This window comes from Corynebacterium glutamicum ATCC 13032, assembly GCF_000011325.1.
Lineage (GTDB): Bacteria > Actinomycetota > Actinomycetes > Mycobacteriales > Mycobacteriaceae > Corynebacterium > Corynebacterium glutamicum.
This window is the reverse complement of record NC_003450.3, coordinates 2,228,920-2,240,625: the sequence shown is the minus strand read 5'-3', so window position 1 is coordinate 2,240,625 and position 11,706 is coordinate 2,228,920. Positions and strand designations below refer to the sequence as shown.

Here is an 11,706-nt window from a genome sequence, read left to right as displayed (position 1 = left end):
ATATGGGGTTGGTGGTATTCCCGCAAGGTTTTTAGGTGTTCTCATTTGGCGGTGGAAGAAAGTGCCTAAGGTGGGGGCTGTGAAAGCAGCAAACGATATGGTTTGGGGGCCACGGGGACGAAACTTCCTGATGAACCTTGCAGTGGCTTTTGACGACGGTTCCGTTGAAGGATCAGGACTTCGCCCGCTAGAACATGCCTCGTGGTGGTTAGACAGGGAAGCTGAATACAACACGCGGAGACGCGGAATTGCACCTCAATACACCGTGTTAGCTAGAGCTAAGAAGGTTGCACCGTTATTAGAGCAGGTTCCGTTGATCGAGCTGACTCCGAAGCTGATGTACGACGCGCTTGACTCTACGGTGACTAACGCTGCGTATTGGCAACCGCTGACGAATACAGATTTACTCTTGGCTACTCGGCCCATGAGACCAGGTCTTCGTCGCATCGCTTTGCACTTGCAGCGATCACCACTTTTGAAGTCATGGGCAGAGCAGTTTCGTCCAGGTGGGCAATCCAGCGTGAGTTGGAAGGCTACGGGGTCCAATCATCGACCGTCATCAGTCCATGAGGTTCTAAACACATGGCGGGTGGAGGAAATGAATCCATCTTTATGGTGGTCAACGCCACCACAGACACTGATCCGGACCTCTGGGAAGTTGGAAGACAGGATTCCAGGGAGTTTACGATTCGTGGAAGATGGCTTCGGATGGAACACAGGACAGATACGGCAAGCCACAATATTGCCCGAAGCTCAGGTATTTACAATCAATGGACCAGATGATTGGGCATCCTTATGCAGACGCTTCCCACTCGATTTACCAATGTCCAACGCGCCAAATTGGACGATGGCAACTGGCTATCCTCACAAATGGGTTATCCCAGACTATGTACAAGTAGCCAAGCATTATGATGGCGTGCATTTGAACATTCAAGGCTATCTAGCTACAGCTGGGCGAGTGGTTGTTACCGATGGCAATCGAGCCGGAATACTGGCTGGCTGGGATCCTGGGCAAACCTATTGGCTTACTGATGTAGTTGAGCTAGGGGAGCCGGTAACCTGGAGAAACCATAGCCAGACCCAGGAAGATCAAGACTGGAGACCCCTAAAAATGCATTAACCCCGGCGATTTAGTTCGTATTCCAGACTTTTGAGTCCAGCCAAACCAGGGATCGTTCCGGGGCTTTTGATAACCATGGTGACAAACTTCGAACAGTTTGTCCAGTTCCTCGCAGCGTCCAAGGGGTCGCCCAGATTGCTTCGGATCAGCTGGAATTCTAGATTTCGTCGGTGTAATTGCGCGGTACCGACTAAGCTCTTTCGGCCCCGCGCTGCTCTAAGTATACGGTGGTGGTCTGTATTCGTCGGAAATATCTAAGGCCGAATCCCACACTTCAATCGCTATTGGCCATCTCATGCAGGCCAGCGAGAGAAGCCGGTAACTTGGAGAAACAATAGCCAGACCCAGAAGAGCAGACTGGAGAGCTTCGAGGATTTAGTGCTCCTGTGCATTTATTCGGGTCACTTCAACGTTGAAAAGCATAGGAATGTGGAAGTTCATGAAGACTCAATACGTATGTACCACTTATTTCATCGCTGCACCCGAGGATGAAGACGAGGCGTACCAAACTTATCGCAGCCGAATGAACTCTTTGGCAGCATTGAACGGCGCTGACGTAGTTTCAGTGGCAGATGGCCTACGGATGGAAGTAGACCAGGATATTTGGGGAAGCCTTGCTGAGCAGTATCAGATTGAGCAAGAAGGCCTGTATCCCACTGGTCACAACTTGTACTTTGTTGTCACCGTGGTGAACCTAGATGATTCAGATGAGGTTTATGACCGAACAATGGAGCATCTGATTATGGATGACCCTTATGTGCGAGTGGATCGTTTCCCAAGCACTGTCCATGCCAGCACCCAGATCATGTTGTAGAAAAAGAAAAAGCACCACCCCACAAAGTATGGGTGGTGCCGCTGCGTTTAAGTTCGCAGACTTTTTAAGTCAAGGAGTGTCCTAGATAGAGCTCAGGCTCCAGTCAGCTGGTGGGAAATTGATGCCCATTGGACGGAAGAAATCAGCGACGGTCAGGCCCCACACGTGGAGGAAGTCTGCGAGCATCGGGAAGTCAGTGATGGATGACCCCATAGTATTTGGCTCCTTGCTTGGTATATAAAAATGATCTGCTGCACTAGCGTAACAGGTGTTTTAGTGCATTGTAGGTTGTGGGACTCCGCGTGTTTTAGCCGGGGCTAACTTTGGGGGAACTTTAGTTTGGTGGTTCCACAAGATGAGCTTGGGTCATGAGCTCTAGCTTGCGTTTTAGCTGCCTGTGGCGTTTGGCGTTGAGTGGTTGGGAGTCGGTGGCGACGGTGGCATCGATGTGTGATTGGCCAAATCGTTTGAGTAGTAAATCGTCGATGATGCGGATCTGGCCTGGGTGGAAGCGGTAGTTCATTACTTTCAACAGCACTTCAATGTCGGTGGGGTTGAGCAGCTCGCGCAGCTGCACCACAGAGGTAATGGAGTTGGCCACCAGGATGTCTTCGAGGAAGCGGTAGTTTGTGGAGCGTGGGCGGGGGAAGCGGTTGCCAATGAGCATGGCAAGAACGCCGGGAAGTGTCTCTGCGGTGAGTTCGACGGATTCATCAGCAACTCGGCTGGTTTCTTTGAGTGCGGCGATTTGGTCGAATTGTTGGTCCGCTAATTCGATGAGTCCGGCAGCGAGGGTGAACATGCGGTCTACTTCTGCGCTGAAGTCTTCTGGGTTGGACACATCGGCGCGTTTATAGCGGATATCGTGTTCGAACTCTGCCCAGGCGTGTTGCAGCACGGTGCGCACCTGAACTTCAAAGACGAGGCCTTTGTAGTCCTGGAGGTCATCGGAGGTGTCATCGACTTCCAGAATCAGGTGGTGGGAGCCGTAACCAAAGCCGCCTGAGATGCGAGTTTCAGCGGCTTTGTCTACGGATTTGTGGACGATGAAGGAGTCTTGGAGCACTTTTAGGGCCACGGGTATTTCCGTGGAGTGGTACGTGGTGATCCGAACACCGATCATGTCGTGGATGTCTTTGCGCGGATCAGGGTAGATCAACGAGCCATCGTTGCGACGCTTGCGAGCCTTGGCTTTCAGGCTTGACCATTCTTTGATGCGTGTGGTGACGCGATCGAAGGTGACACCACCGTCCGTAAGTAATTCTTCAATTGCTAGGAGGAATTCGACGTCGGCCATGGGATGGGCACGTCGGAATTCGTGGTAGTAACTGCCAAATTGGGAGAGAGTGTTGTCAGACATATCGATCGTTCATAGTAGCGCCGCTAACTTTCCTGTGCAGGGATCAAAACTCACTATCGGGTACTAAAACCAACAAAGATACGGGTAGATGTGAGAACAAATCGGTGGCTGGGACAACACCACTGAAGCGTTGCCCGGTGAGCCTGTCTTCCCATTGTCCACCAGGAAGCGTGACGGTGGTGTCATACCATCCGCCACGGTCTTCCAAGATCAGTGGTCGACGGGTAGCAAGAGCAATGATGTTGAGGTGGTTTCGGTCTGTACCGCGGGCGATGCCCATGATGTGGGATTCTGCGCGACCTTCGCCAAATACTGCCTGATGATCTCCACCAACAAAGCTTGCACGAAATTCAGCACGCAACTCGAGGGATTTATGGACCACGGCCATTTTGGCGATGTCGGCGTTATCCACCAAGTCTTCTACCGAATTAACCTGCGTCCAATCCCAGGTTTGCAGGCGCTCCAGGACTTGTTCTCTGGCGGTGTAATCAACAAAGCGTCGGTTATCGGGATCTACCAGGGAGTCTTCTAAAAACTCAGTTCCTTGGTAAGTGTCGGGGATTCCAGCGCCCACCATTTGCAGCAGTTTCCTGCCTAAGGAGATTTGCACAGAGCCACGGTTGATGTGGGAGACAAATTCGGTGATTAGTGAGGTGGAGGGTCCGTCGAAAAGCGCTTCCACCCAATCGCAGACCGCAGCCTCGAAGGACTCGTTGGGGTCCACCCACGTGGTTTTTGTGGATGCTTCGCGGATAGCTTTTAGGGCGTATTCCCTGAATCGATCGCGCAGCGCATCGGTGATCACGCCGTCGGCGGGCCATACGCCCAGCAGGTTTTGTAGGAGGAAACTGCCCGTTGCGCCGTCTGGCGCGGGGAGCACCGCGAAAACACGATTGACCAGCTCGGAGTACATATCGGGGACTTCAGACAGGGAGATGATGCGGGCGCGGGTATCTTCGCCACGTTTGGTGTCATGCGTGGACAAGGTGGTCATGGTGCGTGGCCACAGCAGGCTGCGTTCTTCCTGCAGCAAGTGGAATTCTGCAGCGGAGACGCCGAATCTCCCCGGCGCGCCACCGACTTCTTGCAATGCAACGAGCCTAGATGCGCGGTAGAAGGTGGTGTCTTCCACACCTTTAGCCATGACGGCGCCGCAGACTTGAGCGAAGCGGATTTTGGCCTCGCCATTGCCAAGTAGGGCGGCCGCGATGAGGTCGAGTGCGTCACGCCGGGAGGGGAAGCGTTTGGACATCTCCGCGATGACGGTGGCGGTGGTGCGTGAGAGGGAGATGTAGTCGGCGCGGTAGACGGGCATGGCGGCGACTAATTCGATGATGGTTTCGCTAAGTTTGTCTTCGGTGACGTTGGTGCCTGCGGTGGAGAAGTTATCGCGGCGCATGGCGCGGGCGAGCCTTAAGATTTCGGCTGCGAGTTCTTGTTGGGCGACGACTCGTTTGAGGCTTTCCTCCGTGGATTTGAGGGCGCGTTCATCCCAGGTGGATCCACTGTGGGTCAGCGCCAGCATGGAGAATTTGTCCTCAGATTCTCGGGAGATAAACACGCCGTCGAGTTCACGGAGGGCGTCGTAGCCAGTGGTGCCATCAACGGCCAGGCGGGGATCGAGTGGTTCATCAACGCTCAAGATCTTTTCGATGATCAGCCAGCGGTCAGGTCCAATGAGGTCGCGGAGTCTGTGCAGATATCCAAAAGGATCGGAAAGCCCGTCGGGGTGATCGACGCGCACGCCGTCAATGAGGTCTTCCGCCACCAATTCGCGCAGCAGACGATGAGTATGTTCAAACACTAAGGGATCTTCTTGCCTGATGCCAGCCAACGTATTCACGGAAAAGAAGCGACGGAAGTTGATCACGCCATCGCGCCAGAACTGCAGGCGGTAATGCTGGCGCTTGTAGACTTCTTGCGGTGTCCCTTCTTCGGTACCAGGCGCGATTGGGAAGAGGTGGTCAAAATATTTGAGCACTTTCTCTCCATCAAGCTCCGCGAATTCCAGCTTGTCTTCATCGCCTTCAGCACCCAGAATCGGCATGCCCAGCTTGCCACCAGAACCGTTGTCTTCGTGCCAGTCAATATCGAAATAGAACTCAAAAGCGGAATCTTTGCCGTTTTTTAGAACATCCCACCACCAAGGATTCAAATGTGGAACGGCAACACCTAAATGGTTGGGAACAATATCAATGATGATGCCCATGCCCAACTCGTGTGTAGCTGCGGCAAGATCTCGAAGACCCTCCATGCCACCGAGCTCTTCATTGATGGTGGTGGGATCAATGACATCGTAGCCATGATTGGAATCTGGCATGGCCGTAAAAATAGGGGAGAGGTACAGGTGGCTGATGCCTAGCTTCTTCAGATAGGGAAGCTGGGCTTTGGCCTGCGCAAAACCAAATGAACGCCCGGCGCTATCTGCTTGAGGTCCTCGCATTTGAAGCCTGTACGTTGCGGAAATTGGACGTGCCATGATGAAACACCCTTAAAAGTTAGGCAAAATCGTGCGGTACGTCCTCGATCTTAGTGTTCACGCATTCCCGGCGTGGGAAAAAGATTTACGCAGCAAGTGCTACAAAGGCTGGCTGGTAAGGGCAAGGAAAGCCGTGCCTATAAACAAGAAGCTTATCGACGATACCCTCCACACCACCCACTTCCAGCAAGCTTCGCGCCCACCGTTCAAATTCAAAGATCCCTGGATCACCAGCAGGAATAGCGATGAGTGTGTGTGAATTCGGAGCAAGATACAGCGGTGCTGGTCCCAGTCGTAATTCAAGATGACGATTCAACACTGTAAAGGTTTGAGGATGCGCCAACCATGCAGTAATTGGCGCGCCGGGAACTCTGATTTCTAATGCAGACGAGGCGATGGTTGTGGTCGTTTCTGCGTCCCGAAGATCAAATCGAATACCCTCAGGAGTAGTAGCACACTTTAATAAATTGGTGGCTGATTGATCCCACGCTTGCCTGGTGGTCAGCCCCACTTCAGCGAGAGCCCGGTAACTGAGTGTGACTTTCCCGCTGTGCAACCCCATACACAGATCGTGGGAAAGGTTCAGCATTGCTGGGTTATCGCAGAAACCATCTGTGCTTAAACGTGCGGTGTGGGCCCATTGGTGATTGTGCAGTCGAGGCTGAATCTTTGATGCTCGAATAGGTACTTTCATGTCGTCCCCTTTAAGAAAAATGTGTTCTTAAAAGGGTTGGACTTGAAAAGTTGGCTAAAGGTTCCCGAGTTTTAGAAAATTCTTTTAAAACGGGGGCTGTTCATCTAACCCCAGAGCCGTAAACAGCTGCTTTTCATCCCAGATCTGGATGTCCTGTCCTTTTTCTTTCAACTCCTCAGCACGTTTTTGCTTACTGGTAATCGTTGCCCACGGGCCAGCAACCAAAATGGTGGTCTTCTTAGTCACGTTCTTACCGATCAGCGCACCTTGATCAGCGATCCGCTGCCACAGCGCACCCTTTTCATATGGCTCGAAATCACCAGTCAAGGTCACATTCTGGCCATAGAGAATGCTCGACGGATCAGCATCGGGATTGGGATCTGGAATGACCTCAGGGGTAGCCACCTTGTCCCACGGTGCACGGCGGCCAGATTGCTTTTTTGGCTCCGCCTTCGGGGTTTCCCACGCTGGATCAACAGCTGGCTGCACGGGGACTTCGGTCTTGCCTGCATCCAAACCAAAGTTTCGACGCTGCAACGCAACGTTAGCTCCAGAACGATCCTTCAGCACCGGATACACCCGGGCGTTATCCACGGTTCCCATGGTGAAACCACGGCTGTGAACGAAATCCACAAAGCTGCCCTCAAAGCTGTGGCGCTTTGCCAACGCAATGGTAATCGCAGCACACGCGCGAGCATCTTCAGCAGCATCGTGGTGGTTTTTCAGCTCAAACCCTAAATGACTAGCCACCGTTGGAAGCTTATGGTTTTCCACCTGCAGCTTCTCATTGCGTGCCAACGTCAACGAGCAGCCATAAATCATCTCTGGGACATCGATCCCTGAGGCAGCACACGCGCGCGACAATGCGGTGAAATCAAACTGCGCATTGTGAGCAACCAACGGCAAATCCCCAACGAACTCCACCATCTTGGGCACAAGGTCTGCAAAACGAGGCTGATCAGCAACCATCTCTGGGGTGATGCCGTGAATACCAATGTTGATCTCATTGAAGAAATTCAGGCTCTCAGGAGGAGTACACAACCATGACTCCGAAGATTCCTCCACACCATCGACGTACTTGACCAAACCAATCTGGCAGATGGAACCCCAATCATCATTGGCCGTCTCTACGTCAAAGCCCACGAAATTCAGACCAGCAACAGTAGATGGAGCTGAAGGCACTACTGGGGCTCCGCCACCCAGGTGCTGTGGCTTTTCACCCTTCAACACAGCATCAATATCAGCTGCCAGCGCAGCTAAATCTGCCGAACTATTTGGGGCAAAGGCGATGGATTTATCCACGCCCTCCAGGTTTAAAAAGCCGTGAGTAAAAGCAGTGGGATCCTGCACAGATACTCCAGAGACCTGTGTCAGATCAACCGATTCCGATTGTGCGCTGGACTTAGAAAGAGCAGCAAGAAGAGGGGAATAAGAGATGGTGAGGGTGGAATCATCCAAAGAGATGGATGCGCCGTAAGCCGCGATCACAGGTGTGGTCCTTTCGATCTGAATCAATGGACACCACCCTACTAGGTGGGGTGGACATCATTTAAGCGCGCCGGGGAATTCAAGAAGATTCTGGACGTGGGTGTGTAACGTTCAAACCAAAAATCACGACGCATTAAGTAACAGAGACTTAAATTAAGAACTCCGAACAACAACTTCGGATTGTTTCATTTTTGAGGATGAAAGAGCTTTTCAATGAACGTACAGTTTGAATCAGACATGGCCGTCCAACCAGGAAACACCATGGAAGCTACCGTCACCGACATTCGTGATGCCAAGCGTAAAACAACCCAGCTTGATTCAGTAACGCCGTTTAAGAAGAATTGCCCGAGCCGCACCTTGCTCGACACCATCAGTGACAAGTGGGCGGTGCTGATCCTGCTCAGCATGGAAAATGGTCCACAGCGCAATGGTGAAATCAAAGATCAGGTCCAAGGAATTACCCCAAAGATGCTCACCCAGCGTCTTGGAGTGTTGGTGGAAGACGGACTGGTCACTCGCACCTCCCACGCAGTTGTGCCGCCTCGTGTGGATTATCAGCTCACCGATCTGGGTGCTTCTGTCATTGAGCCTTGCCGTGCGATGTATTCCTGGGCAGTGGAGAACATTAAGCAAGTGGAGGCCTACCGCTCAGCATAAGAACACTTGGCAAACCTCACGGTTTCCACCAGTTAAGATGTTGTGAGACAAATCCAAACATAGAAGGGCTGTGCATTCTCATGGTTTCAACCACAACATCTCGCTCAATCGCTGGACTGTCAGTGCTTGTGGCAACAGCACTAATCGCTGGCTGTAGTTCCGCAGAGGATGGGACGGTTGACTCGGGGAGCAGCACAGAGGTCACCACAACCCAAAGCAAGGAAGGTTTTCCTGTCACCGTCACGTTTGCCCCAGAAGCACCTGTGACCATTGAGGATCAACCAGAGCGCATCGTCAGTTTGTCCCCAGCGATTACAGAAACCTTGTTCGCTGTCGGGGCAGGGGATCATGTCGTCGCAGTGGATGAATACTCAAACTACCCAGAGGACGCACCGCTGGTGCAGGGTCTGTCTGGTTTTACTCCCAATGTGGAGTCCATCTTGGATTACGATCCTGACCTGGTCGTGTTGATGTCTGCAGATGATTCCATTTTGACCGGCCTGGATGCTGCAGGAGTGGATACTTTAGTGATCCCCGCAGCAGAGAACTTGGATGAGACCTACTCCCAGATTGAACAAGTAGGTCGAGCCACCGGATTTGAAGATCAAGCAACAACGGTTGTTGATCAGATGAAAACCGCCATTGATGCTGCAGTTGCCACAGTTCCTGAAGAGGTAAAAGAGCAGGGCTTAACCTACTTCCACGAGCTGGGCAGTGATTTGTTCACTGTGTCAGAGCAAACCTACATCGGTCAGATTTACGACATGTTTGGTCTCACCTCTATTGCTGACGGTGGCGACGCTTACTCGCAGCTATCCAACGAAGCAATCATTGCGGCAAACCCTGATCTGATTTTCCTCAGCGATGCCAAGGCCGAAAACCTCACTGCAGAAGATATTGCGGCGCGTCCAGGCTGGGACACCATTGATGCAGTAGCCAATGGACGTATCTACATTTTGGACGATGATATTGCTTCCAGGTGGGGACCTCGCGTATCCCAGCTGGTGGAAGAAATCGCAGCGCAGTTGAATCAGCTTGCTTCTTCTGAAGCTGTGCCGGCCGCTGCTTAAGTTTTCGTGCTGAAGAGAATTTTCCTCAACCCCTGGGTGGCTACCGCGTTGTCGGTAGTCATTTTGGGGTTTGTGGTGCTGTTTTCAGGTTTTAGCGGTGTTATTGATTTAAGCCCCACAGCAGTGATTAGACATTTGAGTGGGCAGGACACGCTCACCCCTCGAGATCAGGCCATCTTCTTTGATATCCGGCTGCCTCGAATTATCGCTGGTGTCATTGTCGGAGCAACGCTGGCTATTTCTGGTGCTTCTTACCAAGCGGTATTTAGAAACCCGCTGGCTGATCCTTATTTGTTGGGTGTGTCCGCAGGTTCTGGCCTTGGTGTCACGGCAGTGATTGTTGGCGGTACCGTGCTGGGATTTTCTGCACCGAGCATCGGCGTGATTGGTGCAGCATTTGTAGGTGGTGTTGCCGCAGTACTTGCCACGCTGATGGTGAGTCGGGGAGTAGGACAGGGATCATCAACCACCGTGGTTATTTTGGCGGGCGTGGCGGTTGCTGCTTTTGCCAGTTCCATCCAGACCTATATTCAGCAACGACACATCGATACGGTGGCGCGCGTATATGTGTGGATGTTGGGCAACCTCAATGTCACCAACTGGATGTCGATCTTCATCGTGGCTGTGGTGGCGGGACTATGCGCGGCCGTGATCATGTCCTGCGCCAGGTTGTTAGACGTGATGGCTGTTGGTGATGTGGAAGCCCGCACATTGGGCGTCGATCCAGGCCTCGTACGCATTGGCATTGTCATCGTGGCAACCCTTGGTACAGCTGCAGTGGTATCCATTTCCGGTCTCATCGGGTTTGTGGGCATCATTGTTCCGCACGCCCTGCGCCTAATTGTTGGCCCGGGGCATCGGATTTTACTGCCACTGTCTTTCGTATGGGGTGCCATTTTCCTCGTGTTGGCAGATACCGCAGGGCGAACATTGATGGCTCCTCAGGAACTTCCCGTGGGTGTGGTGACAGCTGCACTCGGCGCACCGTTCTTCTTATTTATTTTGCGCAGAACCAGCAGACAACGAGTTCCAAAAAGGAGTGCTTAAGTGGCGATCATTGAATGCGAAGACATCACGGTTCGCCACCCACATGCGCCCACACCTGCGGTTTCTGGGTTGAGCACCTTTGTAGAACAAGGGGAATGGCTTAATATCGTAGGTCCCAACGGCTGCGGAAAGAGTACGTTGCTGCACGCTTTTGCTCAGGTACTGTCACTGGAATCGGGAAGGCTGAAAATGGGGGAGGGGGACGTCGAAAAGCATTTTGCTTTTGGTCTTAAAGCTGCGAAGCAGCGTCGCTTTTTCGCGCGTACCGTGGCCCTCATGCCACAGAATCCTACTATTCCTGCAGGTCTGAGCGTTTTTGATTATGTGCTGCTGGGGCGTCATCCGCACAGTTACGCGCCGGGGCGTGCTGATGATGAGATCGTGAAGCGGTGCCTCGCTGATCTGAAATTGGAGCATTTCAGCGACCGCGGCTTAGACGAATTGTCCGGCGGCGAGCGTCAACGCGTCAGCCTTGCCCGCGCGCTCGCCCAAGAACCGCGCATCGTGCTTCTCGACGAGCCGACCTCCGCGCTTGACATCGGCCATGCGCAGGAAACGCTTGAGCTTATCGACGCCATCCGGCACCGACTCGGCCTCACCGTGATCGCGGCGATGCATGACCTCACCCTGACTGCGCAATACGGCGATCGGGTGCTCATGATGAATGGTGGCCGCAAAGTTTTCGAGGGCACTGCAGCCGAAGTGCTCACCGCGCAGCGGATTTCGGAGATTTATGATGCCACTGTGATTGTTGAGGTTATTGATGGGCGTCCCGTGGTGATTCCGCAGCGGTCGCACTGACCTGTTGTGGCAGACCAGACTATTTGACCGAATTCGATGCGCCGGAGGATTTTCGGTCACCTGGTGTGGTCGAGCTGAAAACTCAGCGATTCCAGCTCCAATTGCGCTAAAAATACATAGGCCTCCATGCGCGTCTAAAGGATTGGAACTGGCAACTCCAGACGGTGTGCACCTTC

The 11,706-nt window shown here is 52.8% G+C and carries 11 protein-coding genes; 6 read left to right on the top strand and 5 right to left on the bottom strand.

The window, feature by feature from the left end:
- The first annotated feature begins 79 nt into the window (after window positions 1-79).
- Window positions 80-1,120 (top strand): hypothetical protein, encoded by a 1,041-nt coding sequence (locus CGL_RS10525; protein WP_020948609.1) that lies wholly within the window; start codon window positions 80-82, stop codon window positions 1,118-1,120.
- A gap of 439 nt (window positions 1,121-1,559) precedes the next feature.
- Window positions 1,560-1,934 (top strand): hypothetical protein, encoded by a 375-nt coding sequence (locus CGL_RS10520; RefSeq protein ID WP_011265876.1) that lies wholly within the window; start codon window positions 1,560-1,562, stop codon window positions 1,932-1,934.
- An 81-nt stretch (window positions 1,935-2,015) separates the two neighbouring features.
- Here CGL_RS10520 and CGL_RS15830 read toward each other — a convergent pair whose 3' ends face one another.
- The 5 genes from CGL_RS15830 to CGL_RS10500 form a co-directional block, all read right to left on the bottom strand.
- A complete protein-coding gene (locus CGL_RS15830) occupies window positions 2,016-2,147 on the bottom strand; it encodes a hypothetical protein (RefSeq protein WP_003856460.1) in 132 nt (43 codons plus the stop codon).
- A gap of 121 nt (window positions 2,148-2,268) precedes the next feature.
- Window positions 2,269-3,294, bottom strand: coding sequence for a GTP pyrophosphokinase (locus CGL_RS10515; RefSeq protein WP_003856459.1), 1,026 nt, complete (start codon window positions 3,292-3,294; stop codon window positions 2,269-2,271).
- Window positions 3,295-3,337: 43 nt separating this feature from the next.
- Window positions 3,338-5,773, bottom strand: coding sequence for a malto-oligosyltrehalose synthase (treY, locus tag CGL_RS10510; protein ID WP_011014893.1), 2,436 nt, complete (start codon window positions 5,771-5,773; stop codon window positions 3,338-3,340).
- Between the two features lie 85 nt (window positions 5,774-5,858).
- A complete protein-coding gene (locus tag CGL_RS10505; RefSeq protein WP_006284123.1) occupies window positions 5,859-6,467 on the bottom strand; it encodes a hypothetical protein in 609 nt (202 codons plus the stop codon).
- 84 nt (window positions 6,468-6,551) lie between these two features.
- Window positions 6,552-7,955, bottom strand: coding sequence for an exonuclease domain-containing protein (locus tag CGL_RS10500; protein WP_041625511.1), 1,404 nt, complete (start codon window positions 7,953-7,955; stop codon window positions 6,552-6,554).
- Window positions 7,956-8,168: 213 nt separating this feature from the next.
- Between CGL_RS10500 and CGL_RS10495 the strand changes: the two genes are divergently transcribed.
- The 4 genes from CGL_RS10495 (at window position 8,169) to CGL_RS10480 (ending at window position 11,530) form a co-directional block, all read left to right on the top strand.
- Window positions 8,169-8,612, top strand: a complete 444-nt coding sequence (locus CGL_RS10495) for a winged helix-turn-helix transcriptional regulator (protein ID WP_003856451.1) — start codon at window positions 8,169-8,171, stop codon at window positions 8,610-8,612.
- An 80-nt stretch (window positions 8,613-8,692) separates the two neighbouring features.
- Window positions 8,693-9,682, top strand: coding sequence for an ABC transporter substrate-binding protein (locus CGL_RS10490; protein ID WP_011265874.1), 990 nt, complete (start codon window positions 8,693-8,695; stop codon window positions 9,680-9,682).
- A 36-nt stretch (window positions 9,683-9,718) separates the two neighbouring features.
- Window positions 9,719-10,729: a FecCD family ABC transporter permease gene (locus CGL_RS10485; protein WP_172820752.1), complete on the top strand. Its 1,011-nt coding sequence runs from the start codon at window positions 9,719-9,721 to the stop codon at window positions 10,727-10,729.
- Window positions 10,730-11,530 (top strand): ABC transporter ATP-binding protein, encoded by an 801-nt coding sequence (locus CGL_RS10480; RefSeq protein WP_003856445.1) that lies wholly within the window; start codon window positions 10,730-10,732, stop codon window positions 11,528-11,530. It abuts the gene before it with no gap.
- Window positions 11,531-11,706 lie beyond the last annotated feature (176 nt).

Coding starts and splice junctions, on each gene's coding strand:
- CGL_RS10520 (WP_011265876.1), top strand. CDS start 1,560: ATGAAGACTCAATACGTATGTACCACTTATTTCATCGCTGCACCCGAG.
- CGL_RS15830 (WP_003856460.1), bottom strand. CDS start 2,147: ATGGGGTCATCCATCACTGACTTCCCGATGCTCGCAGACTTCCTCCAC.
- CGL_RS10515 (WP_003856459.1), bottom strand. CDS start 3,294: ATGTCTGACAACACTCTCTCCCAATTTGGCAGTTACTACCACGAATTC.
- treY (WP_011014893.1), bottom strand. CDS start 5,773: ATGGCACGTCCAATTTCCGCAACGTACAGGCTTCAAATGCGAGGACCT.
- CGL_RS10505 (WP_006284123.1), bottom strand. CDS start 6,467: ATGAAAGTACCTATTCGAGCATCAAAGATTCAGCCTCGACTGCACAAT.
- CGL_RS10495 (WP_003856451.1), top strand. CDS start 8,169: ATGAACGTACAGTTTGAATCAGACATGGCCGTCCAACCAGGAAACACC.
- CGL_RS10490 (WP_011265874.1), top strand. CDS start 8,693: ATGGTTTCAACCACAACATCTCGCTCAATCGCTGGACTGTCAGTGCTT.